Source organism: Pseudomonas sp. PA-7-1E (assembly GCF_021605325.1).
GTDB classification, from domain to species: Bacteria; Pseudomonadota; Gammaproteobacteria; order Pseudomonadales; family Pseudomonadaceae; genus Aquipseudomonas; species Aquipseudomonas fluorescens_BV.
Map to the genome: position 1 here is coordinate 100,331 of NZ_WKFA01000014.1, position 17,481 is coordinate 117,811.

At 58.4% G+C, this 17,481-nt stretch carries 24 protein-coding genes and 1 tRNA gene; 10 read left to right on the forward strand and 15 right to left on the reverse strand.

What is annotated here, in order from left to right; translation table 11 throughout:
- Nucleotides 1-261 precede the first annotated feature (261 nt).
- From GIW79_RS12100 to GIW79_RS12170, 15 genes are all read right to left on the reverse strand, one after another.
- Entirely contained in the window at nucleotides 262-1,038 is a 777-nt protein-coding gene (locus GIW79_RS12100; protein ID WP_215517997.1) for a hypothetical protein, read from the reverse strand.
- A gap of 433 nt (nucleotides 1,039-1,471) precedes the next feature.
- Nucleotides 1,472-3,262 (reverse strand): DUF927 domain-containing protein, encoded by a 1,791-nt coding sequence (locus GIW79_RS12105; RefSeq protein WP_236455228.1) that lies wholly within the window; start codon nucleotides 3,260-3,262, stop codon nucleotides 1,472-1,474.
- Complete coding sequence (locus tag GIW79_RS12110; RefSeq protein WP_236455230.1) at nucleotides 3,259-4,275, reverse strand: toprim domain-containing protein; 1,017 nt, start codon at nucleotides 4,273-4,275, stop codon at nucleotides 3,259-3,261. Before GIW79_RS12110 ends, GIW79_RS12105 begins: the two co-directional genes overlap by 4 nt.
- Nucleotides 4,268-4,750 carry a LasR-specific antiactivator QslA gene (locus tag GIW79_RS12115; protein ID WP_236455232.1) on the reverse strand — a complete coding sequence of 161 codons (483 nt, stop codon included), beginning with the start codon at nucleotides 4,748-4,750 and terminating at the stop codon, nucleotides 4,268-4,270. The genes GIW79_RS12110 and GIW79_RS12115 overlap by 8 nt, the downstream gene beginning before the upstream one ends.
- Entirely contained in the window at nucleotides 4,743-5,021 is a 279-nt protein-coding gene (locus tag GIW79_RS12120) for a hypothetical protein (RefSeq protein ID WP_169863860.1), read from the reverse strand. Before GIW79_RS12120 ends, GIW79_RS12115 begins: the two co-directional genes overlap by 8 nt.
- On the reverse strand, nucleotides 5,014-5,283 hold the full coding sequence (locus GIW79_RS12125; protein ID WP_236455234.1) for a DUF3077 domain-containing protein: 270 nt from the start codon (nucleotides 5,281-5,283) through the stop codon (nucleotides 5,014-5,016). Before GIW79_RS12125 ends, GIW79_RS12120 begins: the two co-directional genes overlap by 8 nt.
- The gene (locus GIW79_RS12130) at nucleotides 5,276-5,458 is read right to left on the reverse strand and encodes a hypothetical protein (protein WP_236455242.1); all 183 of its coding nucleotides are present in this window, start codon (nucleotides 5,456-5,458) and stop codon (nucleotides 5,276-5,278) included. Before GIW79_RS12130 ends, GIW79_RS12125 begins: the two co-directional genes overlap by 8 nt.
- A 463-nt stretch (nucleotides 5,459-5,921) precedes the next feature.
- Nucleotides 5,922-6,179 carry a hypothetical protein gene (locus tag GIW79_RS12135; protein WP_169863858.1) on the reverse strand — a complete coding sequence of 86 codons (258 nt, stop codon included), beginning with the start codon at nucleotides 6,177-6,179 and terminating at the stop codon, nucleotides 5,922-5,924.
- Nucleotides 6,176-6,475, reverse strand: a complete 300-nt coding sequence (locus tag GIW79_RS12140; protein ID WP_169863856.1) for a helix-turn-helix transcriptional regulator — start codon at nucleotides 6,473-6,475, stop codon at nucleotides 6,176-6,178. The genes GIW79_RS12135 and GIW79_RS12140 overlap by 4 nt, the downstream gene beginning before the upstream one ends.
- Nucleotides 6,472-6,663, reverse strand: a complete 192-nt coding sequence (locus tag GIW79_RS12145) for a helix-turn-helix transcriptional regulator (RefSeq protein WP_065933459.1) — start codon at nucleotides 6,661-6,663, stop codon at nucleotides 6,472-6,474. Before GIW79_RS12145 ends, GIW79_RS12140 begins: the two co-directional genes overlap by 4 nt.
- 47 nt (nucleotides 6,664-6,710) lie before the next feature.
- Nucleotides 6,711-7,187 carry an ogr/Delta-like zinc finger family protein gene (locus GIW79_RS29605; RefSeq protein ID WP_307848874.1) on the reverse strand — a complete coding sequence of 159 codons (477 nt, stop codon included), beginning with the start codon at nucleotides 7,185-7,187 and terminating at the stop codon, nucleotides 6,711-6,713.
- Nucleotides 7,187-7,405 carry a helix-turn-helix domain-containing protein gene (locus GIW79_RS12155; RefSeq protein ID WP_236455236.1) on the reverse strand — a complete coding sequence of 73 codons (219 nt, stop codon included), beginning with the start codon at nucleotides 7,403-7,405 and terminating at the stop codon, nucleotides 7,187-7,189. Before GIW79_RS12155 ends, GIW79_RS29605 begins: the two co-directional genes overlap by 1 nt.
- A gap of 96 nt (nucleotides 7,406-7,501) precedes the next feature.
- Nucleotides 7,502-8,392: a hypothetical protein gene (locus GIW79_RS12160; protein WP_236455238.1), complete on the reverse strand. Its 891-nt coding sequence runs from the start codon at nucleotides 8,390-8,392 to the stop codon at nucleotides 7,502-7,504.
- 7 nt (nucleotides 8,393-8,399) lie between these two features.
- Entirely contained in the window at nucleotides 8,400-9,635 is a 1,236-nt protein-coding gene (locus GIW79_RS12165; protein WP_169863850.1) for a tyrosine-type recombinase/integrase, read from the reverse strand.
- A 168-nt stretch (nucleotides 9,636-9,803) separates the two neighbouring features.
- Nucleotides 9,804-9,880 (reverse strand) — tRNA-Arg (locus tag GIW79_RS12170).
- A 195-nt stretch (nucleotides 9,881-10,075) separates the two neighbouring features.
- On the opposite strand from GIW79_RS12170, the gene GIW79_RS12175 reads away from it, so the two are divergent.
- The 10 genes from GIW79_RS12175 to gabT all read left to right on the forward strand — a co-directional run bounded on the left by GIW79_RS12175 (nucleotide 10,076) and on the right by gabT (nucleotide 17,371).
- A complete protein-coding gene (locus tag GIW79_RS12175) occupies nucleotides 10,076-10,792 on the forward strand; it encodes a Crp/Fnr family transcriptional regulator (RefSeq protein WP_158068757.1) in 717 nt (238 codons plus the stop codon).
- Between the two features lie 87 nt (nucleotides 10,793-10,879).
- On the forward strand, nucleotides 10,880-11,422 hold the full coding sequence (locus GIW79_RS12180) for an RNA polymerase sigma factor (RefSeq protein ID WP_175550956.1): 543 nt from the start codon (nucleotides 10,880-10,882) through the stop codon (nucleotides 11,420-11,422).
- A 103-nt stretch (nucleotides 11,423-11,525) separates the two neighbouring features.
- Entirely contained in the window at nucleotides 11,526-11,753 is a 228-nt protein-coding gene (locus GIW79_RS12185; RefSeq protein WP_003187543.1) for a RebB family R body protein, read from the forward strand.
- An 18-nt stretch (nucleotides 11,754-11,771) separates the two neighbouring features.
- On the forward strand, nucleotides 11,772-12,344 hold the full coding sequence (locus tag GIW79_RS12190; RefSeq protein ID WP_057978429.1) for a hypothetical protein: 573 nt from the start codon (nucleotides 11,772-11,774) through the stop codon (nucleotides 12,342-12,344).
- Nucleotides 12,345-12,426: 82 nt separating this feature from the next.
- A complete protein-coding gene (locus GIW79_RS12195) occupies nucleotides 12,427-13,053 on the forward strand; it encodes a hypothetical protein (protein WP_034125445.1) in 627 nt (208 codons plus the stop codon).
- Between the two features lie 40 nt (nucleotides 13,054-13,093).
- Nucleotides 13,094-13,417 carry a hypothetical protein gene (locus GIW79_RS12200; RefSeq protein WP_057978433.1) on the forward strand — a complete coding sequence of 108 codons (324 nt, stop codon included), beginning with the start codon at nucleotides 13,094-13,096 and terminating at the stop codon, nucleotides 13,415-13,417.
- An 80-nt stretch (nucleotides 13,418-13,497) separates the two neighbouring features.
- Nucleotides 13,498-13,812, forward strand: a complete 315-nt coding sequence (locus tag GIW79_RS12205; RefSeq protein WP_003187550.1) for a RebB family R body protein — start codon at nucleotides 13,498-13,500, stop codon at nucleotides 13,810-13,812.
- Nucleotides 13,813-13,862: 50 nt separating this feature from the next.
- The gene (locus GIW79_RS12210; RefSeq protein ID WP_003187551.1) at nucleotides 13,863-14,177 is read left to right on the forward strand and encodes a RebB family R body protein; all 315 of its coding nucleotides are present in this window, start codon (nucleotides 13,863-13,865) and stop codon (nucleotides 14,175-14,177) included.
- A gap of 296 nt (nucleotides 14,178-14,473) precedes the next feature.
- The gene (gene gabD / locus GIW79_RS12215) at nucleotides 14,474-15,916 is read left to right on the forward strand and encodes an NADP-dependent succinate-semialdehyde dehydrogenase (RefSeq protein WP_236477372.1); all 1,443 of its coding nucleotides are present in this window, start codon (nucleotides 14,474-14,476) and stop codon (nucleotides 15,914-15,916) included.
- Between the two features lie 177 nt (nucleotides 15,917-16,093).
- On the forward strand, nucleotides 16,094-17,371 hold the full coding sequence (gene gabT, locus GIW79_RS12220; protein ID WP_014716416.1) for a 4-aminobutyrate--2-oxoglutarate transaminase: 1,278 nt from the start codon (nucleotides 16,094-16,096) through the stop codon (nucleotides 17,369-17,371).
- Nucleotides 17,372-17,481: the final 110 nt, after the last annotated feature.

A 17,481-nucleotide genomic window follows, 5' to 3' on the forward strand; every position in this document is an offset into this window, starting at 1 on the left:
CGGTAAGGGCTATGGATACCTGAAGGTGTGCGGGGAATTTTGTACATTTAGAGCGCAGGTGTGGTGGGGGGACAACAGCGCGCGCCGGGGTGGAGGCTCGCCATCCAGCGCCGGGAGCTCGACCAGTGGGACCAGCCAGAAATTGGCTCTCAGGAGCTCACCTGGCGCCATGGCCAACGCTTCCATTGAGCTAGTGGGGAATCTCATCGAAAACGAAAAAGCCGCCCTAAGGCGGCTTGCATGCTGTGTGTGGGATCGAGTTCAGGACGTTTGCGTTTCAGTGTGTTGCTCAATCATTGCATTCAACTCCGAACGGCGGCGCGCTCGATAGATCGGGCTCTTCAACTCTTTCTCGCCGGTGGTGAAATCGTCACGCGGAACGATAGAAAGCGCCTGCCACACGGCATTGTCATCGACGGATAACGCAGCACTGGCTCGATCAATAAAACCGAACAAGGCTTCTCCTAGGCGTCGTGCTTCCTCGCTGCTGACGGCCTTTTTTTCGTCGCTAAACGTCGCCTCTTGATAGAACGCATCCTTCTCTATATCCCGTTGGATGATGAGCTTTTTGCGCTGTAATGCTTTAAGAAACGCTTCTGCTTCGGGCAGTGCGAAAAGAGCGGTCGCAGAGGTGTTGAGGCAATGATCGCCATAGAGCGCAAACGCCGTCTCGCGACTACTCAGATAGCGCTCACGGGCTTCATAGGTATCTATCTGGCACAACTCCATTGCCGGTTGCAGTTCGCCGGCCAGGCAAGCGTACTCCAATGCCAATTCGCGGCTGTCCAGTTCCTGGCGCTTGAAGTTGCGAATATCTTTGGTCAGCACGCCATCGCTTTCCCGGAAAAGCTTCCGCCAGGTAGCTCCATCTAGCATCGCTTGCTGTTCGGCCGCGCCGGCCGTTTTGCGGTGCTTTTCTTCTCGCGCTCTCAAGCCTTCAAAGCGCTCGCGTATAGACAAGTAGGTTTGTTTGTATTCGTCGTGGATTTTGAGTGCCGTCTGAATTTCATCGGGCAGAGACAAGTGATGCTCGTTCATAGGTTTCTCCGGTGGTGATTGCAGGCCGACGCCGGCCAGGGTTGATGGTGCGAGTCGGCAATCAGTGAGAGTTGATTGCTCGTAGGGATAGGGCGGGGTGAAAAACTCGGAACGAGTGCTTCGAGTTCTGTCAACAAAAACAGCACATACCCCCCCTTGTTCACACGACTGAATTCAAAATCGGTGGGAACGCGGGAACGTGGGTACAAAGGCTCTAAAACGGGCCTTTCAGCGTGGCAACCTGTTCCCGGCGTTTTTTGAGCGGGAACAAGGTAGGGGGGGAGGCTCTCTATTAAACAGAGTTGTGTTCCCTTGTTCCCACTCTCATGTCTTATAAGGGAACGCTGAAGGCCACGGCTTTGCTGGGCCGTTCCCGCTGTTCCCGTGTTCCCGCTGAAAAACGTCGAATGTCGATAGCTGCACAGGTTGAGCGTCATTGACTTTCTCCCTCACTTTCGAGCAGGTCGGGGTCAATTACGTAAAAACGGGAACTACCACCGCCTGGCGTGCGGTACTTTTTGGCCCGCCGGCTGCCCTTGGTTTCTTCGTCAACCTTGGCTAGCGCGCCGGCGCCTACCAGCGTCCGTACGATCCGCTCTTTACCGAAACCTGAAGCCGCCTCAAGCAATGCCGGTGTGTTGAACAGGTACAGGCGTTTATCGTCATTCACCTCATAAAAACCTGCTCGCTCGCGGACAGTGAGGTTGGCGTGTTCGGCGCGCACATCAGAAAAACGGCTGTCACCGTGTAATGCGATGAAGTCAGCGATGCCGCGCAGTATCTGGCGGTCTTCTGCGTTGCCATCTCCCATACGAGCTAGCCATTCGTTGAACAGCAGCAGACAAGCTTGAGTGGCTGAACCCGAGGGCCAGCCAAGCAGATTATGTTCAATGGCTAATTCGCCGGCTAACGCCATAATGGCGAACCGATCAGCTACTCGGCCAGCTTGTGAACTCTTGGTTTCGAAGGCATCACGGACTTGTGAAAAGGCGCTATACAGCTCCTTTGGCTGCTCAATCAGTGCCTCCACGAAAGTGGGGCCGAGATGCCCATAATGTTGCGTGACCGCGTCGTTTAGGACGCGGTGGAACTCCTGCCCTGTCATGCCATGCACATCATCAAAGGCGCGATGAGTTCGAGTGCCGGCATTCACATCGACCATGCGCAACTCGGCGCCGGCATGTGCGCCGTTACCTCCAATGGCGGCATGCTCTGACAGCGACCGTTCGCCGCTGGAAAGGGCCAGCACGCGCCAGGTCAATTTAGCCCGCCCTTCACGCTCGCGGGTCATGGTGCTTTTGCCCATGCCATTGGCGATTGCGTAGGCCATTTCCTGCACGCGCTTGGGGTCTGCCCGCTTGATTTCATCAAGGATCAGCACGGTATCGTTACGAGACGCTGCCTCAATCTCCACCCCACCTTTTGACACGTCCCAAGAGGCTGCGAAGGTGCCAGGATTGCCCCAGATCGATGCCGCCAACAGTTGCGCGAGTGACTTGCCGCTTGATGAGTCGCCGACCAAGTGAATACCGCCACCGTTGACGCCTACCTTGGCGAGTAGCGGTCCTGCCAATGCACAGCACACCGACAAAATCAGTACTGGATTGCCGAGGCAGCGTGCGGCTATCTCGGTCTGCCACCCACTGAGAGAGCCTTTGCAGGTGAAGATGTTTGCTGCACGACCTGAGTCCTGAAAACGAACGTTGTCGCCGCCAATGACCCGTGAGGGCAGCACAAATGCTCCTGATTCATGCCAGCCCGGTTTCGTGGTGGTGGCAATCACCACGTCAGGAGCGTGATGGCTCGCCAGGTACGGCGCGATATGACGACGCTGGTGGTATTCGATTGCGAGTCCCTGGCGCATGAGTGCCTTCATTACCTCATCTGCTTTACCCGCAAGGGATTCCATGGGCATCACCCATTCAATACGCCGACCCCTGTAGTGAAAGGACAGCAGACGGCCAATGCTGCCGTCTTCTGAGTTGACCGTTTCGGCTTCGACGTTCAGTGGCGCACAGATCCAATGATCGACTGGAATGGCTTTTTCTTCCGGCCCGCTTTGCTTCACGCTGTGATACCAGGTGCCGGCCTTGTAGACCTTCCCTTCAACCGTGCAGGCATGTTCATAGACAGCGAAACGGGGCCGGTCGAGTTTGTCGGGCTCCGGCGCCTTTGGGTCTCCTACAAGACTCAAATCAGCGTGTTTTTCCTTGAGCTTGCTCACGGCTGTGCCTCCCATAGCTGGTTGCGCCAAAGGTGCAAGTCGTTGAAGTCGGATAGCTCAGGCGGTGCCTGTTGGGGCCACTCTGGAAATACCACCAGAGCGCCGGCATCGAACGCTGCACGGTTGGCGGCAGTGCGCCCGGGATTGCCCCGCGTTTGGCGATCATCGTCACCAGCGATCACCAGCTCGACGCTCTGACCATGAAGCGCTCGCATGGCTAGTGCCACGGCGCGCAAGTTGCCGGCGTTCATGGCGCACACCACCGGTTGGCCGGTATGGATATGCAGCGTTGCTCCCGTCGCCCAACCTTCACAGACGTACAGGCGGCTGCCCTCGATGACCCGCCCCAATGGCGAGTAACAGCCCAGGACACGGCCACCACTGAGGAAACGTTTAGTGCCGGCACAGTCGATGACTTGCAGGTTTACCAAGCGACCATCAAGGCATAGAGGGACCAGCAATTTTCCCTGAGACATTTGACGCAGTTTGAGTGGGCTCATGCCCTTGGCCACCAGATACGGATGCAGTCGATCAGCAGGCTTTGCGTGCTGCCACAACTGCACTGCCTGCCGAGTCGCTGCTTGCTGCTTTTCCTGCTGTACCGCATCGGACCGGCGTCGGTTTTCTTCCGCCTTGGTGCGGGCAGCTTTGAGCGATTCTGCTTGCTGGGCGCTCGGTGTGCTCGGGGCTCCAGATGACTCAAACAAACCGAGTGCCAGGCGTTGGTCGATTTCCCGCGCAGCTTCGACCTGGCGGCATTGGCGCAGGTACGCCAGAAGTGAAACTAGATCGCCACCGTGCGCTTGATCGTCGGCAAAGTCATTCCACCGGCCAGAGTCGAGGGACACACCAAACGATCCGGCTTGGCGGTCTCCCCGGACATCGTTTCGAGCAACCCATTCACGCCCGTTTGGGCGCCCCTCCGGCAGCCATTCTTTAAGCAGAGTAGGGGCAGCAGGAAGGGCACGAAGTGCCACCAAACGAATCAGGTCTACAGTGTCGTTATCAGTCATGGAACAGGCCCTCTGACGATACGAATGAAGCGTCAGGCAAGCTGATAGCCGCGGCCAGATCCGCTGTTTTTACTAGGTGCTGCGCGGCTTCTTCTGTACAGGCCCGAAGCTCCCCTTTGTTGGCGAGTTGCAGCGTGCTTTCCAGACTCAAGCGCATCATTGCAGTGGCGCGGCTTCCCAGAGCGAGGGCTCCGGTGAACTGCTCGATGTTTTTACAAGGTGTCGGATTTTGGCTGCGGAGCCGTTGTTCTAGGCGGTGTAAGAACCCAAGTTCAAACGCGTCAACGATCCGGCCGGGAAGGCGCTGTTTGTGACTGTCTAGGCACCTGGCCAGCGGTTCATTTTGGTCGGCCAACCATCGTTCGAAAGCATCAACGCCACCGTCGATTACTTCTTGGTATTTGGCGGACCACTGCGTGTCGATTGCGGGCTGGCCGTCGGCAGATGGCAGCACGGCGTTGAGTGATTCAGGCATTTTGTACCCCCTCACGTTCCGCTGCTTTGCGGGCTGCATTGAAGAGGTCGCTGGCGTCCTCTAGGAGCAAGTAGGCGGCATCTGCAATGCCGTTCACATCCTTTGCGTCTGCCCGGTTGATGCCCATGCAGGACAGGCTGAAAAGCAGTGCTTTGGCCGCACAAAGTCGCTGCTCTGCGTACTCCTGAATGTCGGCGTACGCGGCGCTTGTATCAATCAGCAGCACAGGGGTTTGGCTGGGGTTTGTTGTGAGCGGAATGAGCTTATTCATGACTCACCCCCACAGAGGTCAGAATGCCCTCTGAGCAAGCGTCAACAGTGGCTTTCGCCATGTCGATCAAGTAGACGATCACATGACAAAGCTGTTGGCTGTTTTCAGTGAGAGCCGCTTGCTCGGCCATCTCCTGGGCAAGATCAAGCAGGCAGTAGGTGCGATCGAGGGCATCGGTTACAGGCACATCAGGCTGAACAGCGAAGAGCGGTAACCGTGAGAGAGGAATGTGGCTGAAGGTTTTGACGGTGGTCTTAAGCATGGCGCACCTCCATAACCATCGCTTGCTCTGAGACGGCAAGGTGGGCGAGGTGCATATGGTGGTTGTAGCGTTTGAGGCGAGTGGAAAGACTGGAGTTTGCGCGAAGGGCTGCGAAGGCCATGGCCTTATGCGCGGCGGCGCGGGTAGAACGTGCGGACGGATTGAGGGCGTGCATGGGTAGAGCTCCTTTTGCTGAGGAGCTGCCACGTTCGTTACCAAGCGAATGGGTGGCAGCTGTACGCAGGTTGGTAAACCGGGGCAAAAGGAACCCGGCAGACCCGAAGGTCTCCCACGCACAGCCGCCATAACACGTAACTGCGGGCACAAAAAAAGCGCCTGCAATCATAATGGGGGCGCTGTTGCGCCTTTTGCTGATCGGGTTACCAAGCCCGGTCGCTGAATTGGCAGCGACGGTCAAACTATAGGCCCGACCACATGAAGATTGCAAGTTGATCTGGCTGCGGAAAATGCTCATCCCGTTGCTCGTGGTGATAAACTTCGACCTGTGTGTGGTGTGGTATGTGGCCCTGGCAGCGTTGGCGCGCTTGCCGGGGTTTTGTCTTTTTTTAGGCATGAAAAACTCCAGACCACCCGGCGTTAAGCTAGGCAGCAGCTTGAATACTCAGTGCAGTTAGGGGTTAGCAGTCGGTTAGTTGAATCGCACCGCTACCACTTTCATTGAAGTGATGTTGCCCGCTTGGGCTCGCTGTACTGGTCATGCCGGACTTGGCGGTATTGAGTTCGAGGATGGCTGTCATGCGTCCACTGGCGGTCGCGCAAAATGCCTCCTGACCAGGGCGACGTGCTGCGTTCAGGAGAACCGTCTCCAGGCTGCGTAAGTCGTCTAGGGGAAAACGGATCGAATGCCCGTCGACAGATAATGTGATTGTGGTCATGAGTGAATCTCCGAAAGTAATTGAGCCGAATGCGTCCCCCGCATCGCTTTTTTCTCTCGTGTTTGGCTACGTTCCTCCAGACGGTCAGCAATCCACTGATCGATCTCAGCCTCCAGCCAGGCCACGCTGTTGATGCCAATTGGAATAGGTTCCGGGAAGGTGCCGGACCGGATATCGGCATAGATTGCGGCTCTGCTCTTGCCTGTCTTCTGCTCCACGTCGCGACGACGCAGCAGGCGGTTTCCCAGATCCAAACGTTTCACAGGTTGGAATGGCTTTGTCATCGCCTTGCTCATGCTCGTTGCCCCCGTGCCTCAATACGCCCGTTTATCCAGGCTTGAACCTCGCTCAACACAAACGCCACAGGTGCGTTTCGGGCGCCGCTGTCGTTCAGCTTTACCGGCCGAGGAAACGTAGGATCGCGATGGATCATTTTGTAGACAGTGGGCCGCGCTAGGCCAGTAAGCATCTGTAGCTCAGGCATGCGCACCAGTGCGACGACCGTGCTATCTCTCCTATCTAGTTGCTTGCTCACGGCCGTACCTCGCTTTTGTTTTGTGAGTGGCTTAGGGTCGATAATTGTGTGTCGTGTGTAAGTAGGCCCAGCTCTTTGAGTACACCGCGACGAATTGCGCTCGGGGCATATGGCAGTTGTATCTCTGGATTCGGTCGACTGGGCGGGCTTAGACGATGCGTTATTTCGTCGATGCCGGTGAAAGTGGCGCCACAAACTGCGTTCTTGCATACAAGCAGGGTTTTGGACATAAGTGCGTGCTCGCTGTTGGAGCTGCGCTTAATCAACGCCGCACCGCAGTCAGGGCAGCGGCGTTTCGCTTGGACTTGTGGACGTACTTTAGGGATGGCGCTCACGGGCAACAGGCCTCCGAATCTGGATGGCCCAAGCATCATTGATCCCGCCCAAGACTTGAATCTCTGTAGATTGTAAGAGGCGCGCTCACAATCGCTCTCGCTGCTGGCAGGTTGCGGGTTAGCAGTTGAAGCGGCCATCAATCCACCCCCTTCCCGCAATGAAGATTGGCCTGCAGCCAGTCGGCGATATCGCTTTCCCTGTAGCGCACGAGGCGGCCGACCTTCACATAGGGGAGGGCGTGGCGGCCTATACTGCGCCAGGCCGCTAGCGTGCGAATGGAAACGCTCAGGGCGCGAGCGGCATGCTCTGGTGTCATGAGGTCAGCGCTCTGCGCTGTGGTGCGGTGTGTATGCATCTTCATCTCCGTAGGACTGTCTGCGACTACGGGGTGAAGATTGGCATCGAGGTTTTTACGATTGAGGATTTTCCGAATTCGTAATTCGTAAATCCGTTATTCGACCTCCCGAAGTGCTGCGCTCAATAACTTCTGAAAGCCTTCTCCCGTCGTGCCGTGTCCTGTGTGTCGGAGGTCACTTGCCACTTTTGTTAGGGTTCTCGCGATAGCGGATACGTTGGGTTTTCCGCCGCGCATGAAGCTTTTGCGATTGCTGGCTATGGTTTCTTTCGCGTCTATGTGGGCGCCTATTTCAGCAATGACGTGTGTGGCGAATCCGAGAGCCCGCAGGACTGGCAAGGTCCCTTTTTCATCTGAGATATCAGCCTGCTTGATCGCATCGGGATAGCTAAACCAGTTAACCGAGCTTCGACTTCTGATAATGGTCCTGTTTGTTCCGGCTAGCCTGCTGGTTTCTATGTACAGGTTGTGCGAAGGGCGTTGAGGTGGCAGCGGTAATCCCTCCTTGAACTCCTGAAGGTCAGCTAAGTGAATGAGCACTTGAGAGCTCCCCGTAGTGATACAGGCGGGTCGTTCGTTTTCGTCAATGCGATAGCAACCGTTCAACTCGCCGTCACCTGTAGGTGTGAATATCCCAATTGGTCGGGAAAAGTGGCGTGCTTGGTTTTCGCTGAACAATTCGTAATTTGGTAGCGGAACTGGGCCGTCGACCACGTACGACAGTGAGCATTGGTCTGTATCCAGGTGGAGTGGGGATTCTGGCAGGGGTGTTAATCCAGAGGTTCGCCAGTCGCTCTTTCCAGGTCTCAAGGTCAGAGCAAAGAGGCCAATCTCTGCATTGTCGGTTGGCCAATAATGAGCAGGTAGGCGAAAGGTGTTTAGCGCCCTCTGGATACTGATCTCTGTGTAAGTCTGTCCCGTTTGATCGGATAACCAGCAAGCAGCTTCATCCAGTGTGAGCCATTCTTTGAGTAGATAGTCAGCCATCGATTATTTAGCTCGTTGCTTGGAGTTTTATTGAGACGACATTGCCCTTTTCGAGCGTGTCCAACTGGTCGGCATACCACTGCATCATTTGCCGGCGTTGCTCCAGGTAGATCGCTTTGTTGTAAACCCCTGAGACACCGCCCTCAACGTGCGCTAGCTGAGCCTCTACATGTTCACGCGGGAAGTTGTTTTCGCGCAGCATGGTCGAGGCGACATGTCGGAAACCGTGGGCCGTTTGGCGCCCCTCGTAGCCCAGTCGCCGTAACGCCATATTGAATGCCATATTGCTGCGCGGTTTTTTTCGGTCACTGCGTCCGGGAAAGAGCAGCGGGTAACGACCATTTAGCGTGTGTAGCTCTCGAAGCGCTTTAACTGCCTGCTTTGACAGCGGTACTAGGTGGTCGCGGCGCTTTTTCATGCGAGCAGCCGGAATGCTCCAAAGTGCGTTGTCCAAGTCAAACTCCGACCAGGGCGCCTCGCGTAGCTCACTCGGACGGACGCCAGTCAGCGTTAATAGGTGCAGGCCAAGGCGCAGATCTAAAGCATGGGGGTAGGTCCGAATGGCGCGTAGTAGCTCAGGAAGCTCTTTCGCTGTGACGTGGGCGTAGTTCTCGGCTGGCTTGGATTGCAGGAAACGACTAAGGCCTTCCAGCGGGTTGTGAATGGCTCTGCCTGTCACCCTCGCCAGATCGTAAATTTCCTTGCAGGAGCGGCGAACGCGGCTCATTTGCTCAAGGATGCCCTTTCGCTCAAGCGTTTGTAGAAAATCCATCCATTGCTTTGGGGTTATCTCTGCATATGGTCTTTTGCCGAACACAGGGAAGACGTGGAGTTGTAGAGCGCCGACCGTGCGTTTTGCTGTACTGGTTTCCCAGCCTGGAGTGCGAATTTCGATCCATTCGCGAGCGAGTATCTCGAAAGTGTTTGTTGCTGCTTCGAGTTCGGCTGCCTTACGGGCCTTGCGTGCAGCAATGGGGTCGCCGCCGTTGGCGATCTCCTTGCGATACTCGGCTGCCTTTTTCCTGGCCAGTGCGCCACTGACTTCGGGGTAGCCGCCAAGGCCAAGCCAGCTCCATTTGGCTGCTTGGTTTTTGTATCGAAGCTGCCAGGACTTCTGACCGTCTGGCTTCACGCGCAGATACAGGCCATTACCATCGAGCTCGCGATATTCCCCGGTCTCGGGTTCGATGCTTGCCAGCGCGGTGTCACTGAGTGGTCTGCGTTTGATTTCTGACCGTTTCACGCCCTTGTATCCCCTCGGTTCTAGAGATGCCTGAGGATACACCGTGGGATACACAGAGCTACAGTATGAGGGAAGATAAAGGTAGACAAGCAGAAACAACAAAGCCCGCACAGGGCGGGCTTTGCGGGGCGTTTCGTAGTCATCAGGAGACAACCAGAAACATCATTTTGGTGCACCCGGCGGGATTCGAACCCACGACCCCTGCCTTCGGAGGGCAGTACTCTATCCAGCTGAGCTACGGATGCTTGTGCGGGCGACATCATACCCATGTCGACCTGATGCGTCCATTCCGGCATTTGCCCCGCCCCCTGTCGTCCATTTCCGACAAAAAATGGCTAATCGCCACCCTCATTCACAACTCCCCGCGCCGCACGTCCCTTTGTTTGCTTTGCTCTTGTGGCTTTACACCGCTTCCACGCCGCAATTCCTCAGGTGAACGCATGCATTCCAAAGGAACCGTGATGCTCGATCTCCCGCTCAGACAAACCCTGCTGGCTCGCTCCGATTTGTTTCGAGGTATGCCGGAGCATCTCTTGCGCTACGTTGCCACCCATATGGTGGAGCGCACGCTGGATGATCGTGAGCTGTTGTATTTCAAGGACGACACCCTCGAATTCATTGCGCTGGTGGTGGAGGGGCGGATTTATTCGGTGGTGCATGGGCCCGATGGGCGCGAGCAGATTATCGGCAGTACCGGGGCCGGGCAGGTGGTGGGGGAGACGGCGTTGATCAAGGATCATGGGCGCGAGTCTTCTACCTTTGCCAGCGGGCCCACGCGTTTGTTGCAGTTGGGTAGCCGGCATTTTGCTGTGTTGTTTGAGGAGCCGGTGTTTCTGCGGCGCCTGTTGATGCTGATGATGCTGAGGTTACTGCACGCCATCGAGTTGCTGGAGTTGGTGTGCCTGCATCGGCTGGAGTCGCGGTTGGCGCGGTTTCTGTTGGCCAATCTGGGTGAGATCGACCTGGCGTTGGCCTTGCCCAGTGTGTCGTTGCCCGCAAGCCAAGGGGTGTTGGCGTCGATGCTGAATACCAGCCGGCCCAAGCTGAATGTACAGCTGCAAGTGTGGCGGCGCAGTGGGGTGATCAGCGGCGATCTGGAGCGCATGGTGATCAACGATGTTGAGCAGTTACGGCGCAAGGCTTTTGCGCTGAATTAGTTGTGGCGGTGTTCCCCAGGTAACAGCGTACCCCCGTCGAGCCCTCGCAGACTGGCCCTTCATCAAGGATGCACAGGAGTGCTGGCGATGGGGATGACTGTTCAGTTCAAGGATCAATGGGCCGCCGATGACCGTTTGTTCGAAGCGAGTTGGCGCGCTGTGCACGGCGAGCTCAGGCGCCGGGCGTTGCGGCGGGCCAAGGGCAATCTGGATCAGGGCCAGGAGTGGTTGTCGGCCACGGCGATCAAGGCCCTGCTGTTTTTTCGGCGTTCGCCGGAGCGCATTCGCGACCCTCAGGGGTTTCTGTTTCTGGTGCTCGATCATGTGTTTCTCGACAGCCTGCGGCGCAGCAAGCGCGAGGGGCGGCTGTTCGATGATTCGGTGGACCTTGAGCACGATCACCTGGCCGCGCTCGCCGCGCCCTGCGCTTCGGTGCTGGAGCGGGTGGAATGTTATGAGCGCCTGGAGCAGATCGAGGCGCATGTTGCACGGTTACCGCTGTTGCAGCAGCGCTTGTTCGAGATGCGTTTTGTCGACGACCTGCCTTACCCGCAAATTGCCGCCGAGCTGCACGTGAAGCTGCCGCTGGTGCGCAAGCGTGTGCAACTGCTGCGCAGTGCCTTGCGCTGAAGGTGATTCACACATGTTGGCGTGGGGCGTTCTAGTGGTATGAGCGCAGCACGCCGCCGCTATCCACACCCAAACCTGGGTGAATGCCATCAAGGAGAGATGTATGACAGAGGTCAACAGCCAGATCACCGACGCGGTCACTCAAACCAACGTCAAGGTGGTGGCCGAGGCGCCAGCCCAGGCCATCGCGTCCCTGTACCAGGTGGCCAGCAGCGCGGCGGGCCTGTCGTTGCAGAACGCGGTCAACAGCCAGCAGGCGATGAATCAGATTTCCAACGCGGTGATCTCCAAGGCCGTGGCGCTGATCATGCAGATTGGCGAGAAGGGCTGAGCCCTCGGGAGATTGATTATGTCGTGGTTCAGCAGAAAGAAACCCGCCGCCTCCCAAGCAACGCCCGCCGCCGACCCACCTGCGTCGGCGCCCGCCGCACCGGCCTCGCGCTCGATCATGGCGCGCATGAACGAGCACCTGCTCAACCAGGTGAGCACGCCGTCATCCGACAGCACGGCGGCGCTCAATAGCCAGATCGTGCAGGCGGTGCAGTTCACCAACGCGCAGAACTTTGCCTATGCGCCGGCGCAGATCGCGGTGCCGGCCGACATGATGATCAGCCAGGCGGCCGGGCTGGTGGCGCAAGCGGCGGCGGGGTACTTCGATGGGGTCAGCAAGATCGCCCTGGCGGCCCAGGCCGTGCTGCTCCAGCAAATGACCGAGAACATCGTCAAGGACAACCTGCCGGCCGCTGCCGAAGACGCCTTGGGCGCCTTGGCCACCGACCTGCTGGTAGGCGCCGCTGCCGCCGTGGCTGCCGCTGCCGGTGCGATGGAAGCCGAAGCCGCCAGCGTGGCCATCGACAAGATCGACCAGAGCATCGCCAAGTACGCCGACACCTTGGCCAACCGGGCCGCGCCAGCGGCCTGAACCGAGCACAGCGCTTCGGCGTTCTGCTGGGGCGGTGCAACAGCAACTTGAAAGCAACTTTTCTTGAGTGAGGAGCGACATCATGGACGTTGGAGATCTTATTTTTTCGGTGAAGCAAGAAGATGACAGTACGACGCGGGCTTTCATCAAAGCCGGTCAGTTGGTCAAAGCCAAGGTGTTCTCACAGGACACGACGTATCTGAATGTGGTCCACCCGGCAATTGCGGTGAGCAAGACCATGGTGATCGAAAGCGTCGGCACTGGCCTGGCGTTGACTGACGTGAGCCTGGAAAAACCCCCTCGCACCGCCATGGTGTTTTCCTGCCGTGACACTGAGCTGGGGTTTGCGGCGGCGCTGGCGGCCAAGCAGTTTTATTTCGACAAGCTCGGCGATGAAATCGACGGCAGTTATAGCGCGTGGAACGCGATGCTTTCTGCATTCAAGAACTGGAAGGCCAACGACACCCTGCAGGCTCGGATCAATGAGTCGATAGCGATAGGCAGCGGTTCCTTTTGCTCACAATTCGCGGCCAACGCTTATGAGGTCGGCAACCTCTACAACGCGGCCAATCTGGTTCCGCCACCGCCGGCCATCTTCAATCGGCAACCCTCAGCGATGACACCGGCAGAGCTCGCGACGTTCTGTGCTGCGTCGCCGCGTTTTTTCTTTGCCGGTTTCTGGGAAGACGGCAGAGAGGTGCGGCTTTAGCGGCCCTTTTGCAGGCGACGTAAAACCCAAGGAGATCGACATGGCACCCCCTTCCACACCCTCGGTCCTGTCTGCCGATGACCGCCAGCGGCTCGAAGCGATGCTGCGCAACCCGCAGATCTTCGCCGGAACGCCCCAGGCCACCGTCGACGAAACCCTCAAGCGCGCTACCGAAGTGCTTGCGCAATCGAAGGCCAACGAACAAGCGCTCAAGACCGCTGCCCTGCAACGTGAAGCGGCGCTGCGCCAGGTGTTGGACGGCGCAGCTCCCGACCAGGATGCGCAACGCAAGGAAGTGCAGGCACTGATCCAGGGGTTGATCGCCCAGATTGAAGCGGCGCTGGGCCCCACTGCAAAACCTTGACCCTGCGTTTCACAGCGCCTGTTCCGCAACGTTCATTGATGAACACGGAATGCACCGTGTACTAAATAAGGAAATTGATCATGCCATTAGTCAACGAGCAAATTACCGACGCGGTCACCCAGACCAACGTCAAAGTGGTGGCCGAATCGCCTGCGATGGCGATGAGCACTATCTATCAATCCATGGCGCAGGCCACGGCGATTCTGTTCCAGAACGCCGTGTCGGCCCAGCAGCAGCAAAACACCCTGGCCCAGGCGGCCACCAACCAGGGCGTGATGCAGATCTACAGCGTCGATACCACCGCAGGTGCGGCGGCTACCGAGAAAGTCGCCCAGGGCGGCGTGTCGGATAACCTCACCAGCCTGTTGACCGTGCTCAAGTCGTTCCAGCCTTAAGCACTGAGCAATAACGGATGTTGTTCTTTCTCAACCCAGGAGTTTCAACCATGAGTACAGTCAGCCCGCAAATCACCGATGCCGTCACTCAGACCAACGTCAAGGTGGTTGCCGAATCACCCGCGATGGCCATGAGCACCATCTACCAGTCCATGGGCCAGGCCACGGCCATTCTGTTCCAGAACTCGGTCTCGGCCCAACAGCAACAAAACACCCTGGCTCAGGCGGCCACCAACCAGGGCGTGATGCAGATCTACAGCGTCGACACCACCGCTGGCGCCGCCGCCACCGAAAAAGTCGCCCAGGGCGGCGTGGCCGACAATTTGACCAGCCTGTTGGCCGTGCTCAAGTCGTTCCAACCTTAAGCTGCAGAGCCCCCAGCAGCCCCGGCGCCCACCAGGCTCCGGGGCTGTTGTCGTGTGTGCGTTTGATCCGAAAGATGAACCGGATGCGCCATATTCGTTCTTTTTTTCGAACATCCTATTGCCCTGTACCCCCATTGATCCTAGGATTCGTTTGAGATTTCAAACGCTCTGTCTCCCGTGCGCTCTTTCATTTCTTCTGCGCGCTGGGGCTGATTTCCCTGACGGCAGCCCACAAGGCGCCTTTCAACAACTCTAATTCGCTCCGCGTGCGCGCGGTGCTGTTAAGGAAAGCCGACATGCAGCTTAAAGACACCCAGTTGTTCCGCCAGCAAGCCTTCATTGATGGCGCTTGGGTCGATGCGGACAATGGTCAAACCATCAAGGTCAACAACCCGGCCACGGGCGAGATTCTCGGCACCGTGCCGAAGATGGGCGCCGCGGAAACCCGCCGCGCCATCGAAGCCGCCGACAAGGCCCTGCCAGCCTGGCGTGCACTCACCGCCAAGGAGCGCGCCAACAAGCTGCGCCGCTGGTTCGAACTGCTGATCGAAAACCAGGACGACCTCGGCCGCCTGATGACCCTCGAACAAGGCAAGCCGCTGGCCGAGGCCAAGGGCGAAATCGTCTACGCCGCTTCCTTTATCGAGTGGTTCGCCGAAGAAGCCAAGCGCATCTATGGCGACGTGATCCCCGGCCACCAGCCCGACAAGCGCCTGATCGTGATCAAGCAGCCCATCGGCGTGACCGCAGCCATCACCCCGTGGAACTTCCCTGCGGCGATGATCACCCGCAAAGCCGGCCCGGCTCTGGCTGCCGGTTGCACCATGGTGATCAAGCCGGCCTCGCAAACCCCGTTCTCGGCCCTGGCCCTGGTTGAGCTGGCGCACCGCGCCGGTATCCCCAAAGGCGTGCTCAGCGTAGTCACCGGCAGTGCTGCCGACATCGGCGGCGAGCTGACCAGCAACCCCATTGTGCGTAAATTGTCCTTCACCGGCTCGACCGAAATTGGTCGCCAGCTGATGGCCGAATGCGCCAAGGACATCAAGAAAGTCTCCCTGGAGCTGGGCGGTAACGCACCGTTCATCGTGTTCGACGACGCCGACCTGGATAAGGCCGTCGAAGGCGCGATCATCTCCAAGTACCGCAACAACGGCCAGACCTGCGTCTGCGCCAACCGCCTGTACATCCAGGATTCGGTGTACGACGCCTTCGCTGAAAAGCTCAAGGTGGCGGTGACCAAATTGAAGATCGGTAACGGTCTGGAAGACGGCACCACCACCGGCCCGCTGATCGACGAAAAAGCCGTGGCCAAGGTGCAGGAACATATCGCTGATGCCCTGAGCAAAGGCGCCAAGTTGTTGGCCGGTGGCAAGGTGATGGAAGGCAACTTCTTCGAACCGACCATCCTGGTCGACGTGCCGAAAAACGCCGCCGTCGCCAAGGAAGAAACCTTCGGCCCGCTGGCGCCACTGTTCCGCTTCAAAGACGAAGCCGAAGTGATCGCCATGTCCAACGACACCGAGTTCGGCCTGGCTTCCTACTTCTACGCCCGCGACCTGGGCCGTGTGTTCCGTGTGGCCGAGGCCCTGGAATACGGTATGGTCGGCGTCAACACCGGGTTGATCTCCAACGAAGTGGCGCCGTTCGGCGGCATCAAGGCCTCCGGCCTGGGCCGTGAAGGCTCCAAGTACGGGATCGAGGACTACCTGGAAATCAAATACCTCTGCCTGGGTATCTAAGGCACGGGATTGCAGTAAACGCAGAGGGCACGAGAGCGCTGCCCCTTTGCGTGTTTCACATGGTTATTCGCAGTGGCCGGGAAAGCTGTGGCAGTCGATCATCGCATGCTGCCGTAGTTGCCTCCCCGCCACCTATCCTTGAGCCACGCCGCCCGATGAGCGGCGAATGAGGACTTTATGAGCAAGACCAACGCATCCCTGATGAAACGCCGCGAAGCCGCTGTACCGCGCGGTGTTGGCCAGATTCACCCGATCTTCGCTGACTCCGCGAAGAACGCCACCGTGACCGACGTTGAAGGTCGCGAGTTCATCGACTTCGCCGGCGGTATCGCCGTGCTGAACACCGGCCACGTGCACCCGAAAATCATCGCGGCCGTGACCGAGCAACTCAACAAGCTGACCCACACCTGCTTCCAGGTATTGGCCTACGAGCCCTACGTAGAAGTGTGCGAAAAAGTCGCCGCCAAGGTGCCGGGTGATTTCGCCAAGAAAACCCTGCTGGTCACCACCGGTTCCGAAGCGGTGGAGAACGCCGTGAAGATCGCCCGCGCCGCCACCGGCCGTGCCGGTGTGATCGCCTTCACCGGCGCCTACCACGGCCGCACCATGATGACCCTGGGCCTCACCGGTAAGGTCGTGCCTTACTCGGCCGGCATGGGCTTGATGCCGGGCGGCGTGTTCCGTGCGCTGTACCCCAACGAACTGCACGGTGTGAGCGTCGACGACTCCATCGCCAGCATCGAGCGCATCTTCAAGAACGACGCCGAGCCGCGTGATATCGCCGCCATCATCATCGAGCCGGTACAGGGCGAGGGCGGTTTCTACGTCGCGCCGAAAGCCTTCATGAAGCGCCTGCGCGAACTGTGCGACAAGCACGGCATCCTGTTGATCGCCGACGAAGTGCAAACCGGTGCCGGCCGTACCGGTACCTTCTTCGCCATGGAACAGATGGGCGTTGCCGCCGACCTGACCACCTTCGCCAAATCCATCGCGGGCGGCTTCCCGCTGGCCGGTGTGTGCGGCAAGGCCGAGTACATGGACGCCATCGCTCCAGGCGGCCTGGGCGGCACCTATGCCGGTAGCCCGATTGCCTGCGCAGCAGCCCTGGCCGTGATGGAAGTGTTCGAAGAAGAGCACCTGCTGGACCGCTGCAAGGCCGTGGGCGAGCGCCTGGTGACTGGTCTCAAGGCCATCCAGGCCAAGTACCCGGTGATCGGCGAAGTGCGTGCCCTGGGCGCGATGATCGCGGTCGAGCTGTTCGAAGACGGCGACACCCACAAGCCAAACGCTGCCGCCGTTGCCTCCGTGGTAGCCAAGGCACGTGACAAGGGCCTGATCCTGCTGTCCTGCGGTACCTACGGCAACGTATTGCGCGTACTGGTGCCCCTGACCTCGCCGGACGAGCAGTTGGACAAAGGCCTGGCGATCATCGAAGAGTGTTTCTCCGAACTCTGACCAACCTTAGTCACTGTGGCGAGGGAGCTTGCTCCCGCTGGGGCGCGAAGCGGCCCCGCTCTTTGATTTGGGACTGCTGCGCAGTCCAGCGGGAGCAAGCTCCCTCGCCA

Coding starts and splice junctions, on each gene's coding strand:
- GIW79_RS12100 (WP_215517997.1), bottom strand. CDS start 1,038: ATGAACGAGCATCACTTGTCTCTGCCCGATGAAATTCAGACGGCACTC.
- GIW79_RS12110 (WP_236455230.1), bottom strand. CDS start 4,275: ATGACTGATAACGACACTGTAGACCTGATTCGTTTGGTGGCACTTCGT.
- GIW79_RS12115 (WP_236455232.1), bottom strand. CDS start 4,750: ATGCCTGAATCACTCAACGCCGTGCTGCCATCTGCCGACGGCCAGCCC.
- GIW79_RS12120 (WP_169863860.1), bottom strand. CDS start 5,021: ATGAATAAGCTCATTCCGCTCACAACAAACCCCAGCCAAACCCCTGTG.
- GIW79_RS12125 (WP_236455234.1), bottom strand. CDS start 5,283: ATGCTTAAGACCACCGTCAAAACCTTCAGCCACATTCCTCTCTCACGG.
- GIW79_RS12130 (WP_236455242.1), bottom strand. CDS start 5,458: ATGCACGCCCTCAATCCGTCCGCACGTTCTACCCGCGCCGCCGCGCAT.
- GIW79_RS12135 (WP_169863858.1), bottom strand. CDS start 6,179: ATGACCACAATCACATTATCTGTCGACGGGCATTCGATCCGTTTTCCC.
- GIW79_RS12140 (WP_169863856.1), bottom strand. CDS start 6,475: ATGAGCAAGGCGATGACAAAGCCATTCCAACCTGTGAAACGTTTGGAT.
- GIW79_RS12145 (WP_065933459.1), bottom strand. CDS start 6,663: ATGCCTGAGCTACAGATGCTTACTGGCCTAGCGCGGCCCACTGTCTAC.
- GIW79_RS29605 (WP_307848874.1), bottom strand. CDS start 7,187: ATGGCCGCTTCAACTGCTAACCCGCAACCTGCCAGCAGCGAGAGCGAT.
- GIW79_RS12155 (WP_236455236.1), bottom strand. CDS start 7,405: ATGCATACACACCGCACCACAGCGCAGAGCGCTGACCTCATGACACCA.
- GIW79_RS12160 (WP_236455238.1), bottom strand. CDS start 8,392: ATGGCTGACTATCTACTCAAAGAATGGCTCACACTGGATGAAGCTGCT.
- GIW79_RS12175 (WP_158068757.1), top strand. CDS start 10,076: ATGCATTCCAAAGGAACCGTGATGCTCGATCTCCCGCTCAGACAAACC.
- GIW79_RS12180 (WP_175550956.1), top strand. CDS start 10,880: ATGGGGATGACTGTTCAGTTCAAGGATCAATGGGCCGCCGATGACCGT.
- GIW79_RS12185 (WP_003187543.1), top strand. CDS start 11,526: ATGACAGAGGTCAACAGCCAGATCACCGACGCGGTCACTCAAACCAAC.
- GIW79_RS12190 (WP_057978429.1), top strand. CDS start 11,772: ATGTCGTGGTTCAGCAGAAAGAAACCCGCCGCCTCCCAAGCAACGCCC.
- GIW79_RS12195 (WP_034125445.1), top strand. CDS start 12,427: ATGGACGTTGGAGATCTTATTTTTTCGGTGAAGCAAGAAGATGACAGT.
- GIW79_RS12200 (WP_057978433.1), top strand. CDS start 13,094: ATGGCACCCCCTTCCACACCCTCGGTCCTGTCTGCCGATGACCGCCAG.
- GIW79_RS12205 (WP_003187550.1), top strand. CDS start 13,498: ATGCCATTAGTCAACGAGCAAATTACCGACGCGGTCACCCAGACCAAC.
- GIW79_RS12210 (WP_003187551.1), top strand. CDS start 13,863: ATGAGTACAGTCAGCCCGCAAATCACCGATGCCGTCACTCAGACCAAC.
- gabD (WP_236477372.1), top strand. CDS start 14,474: ATGCAGCTTAAAGACACCCAGTTGTTCCGCCAGCAAGCCTTCATTGAT.
- gabT (WP_014716416.1), top strand. CDS start 16,094: ATGAGCAAGACCAACGCATCCCTGATGAAACGCCGCGAAGCCGCTGTA.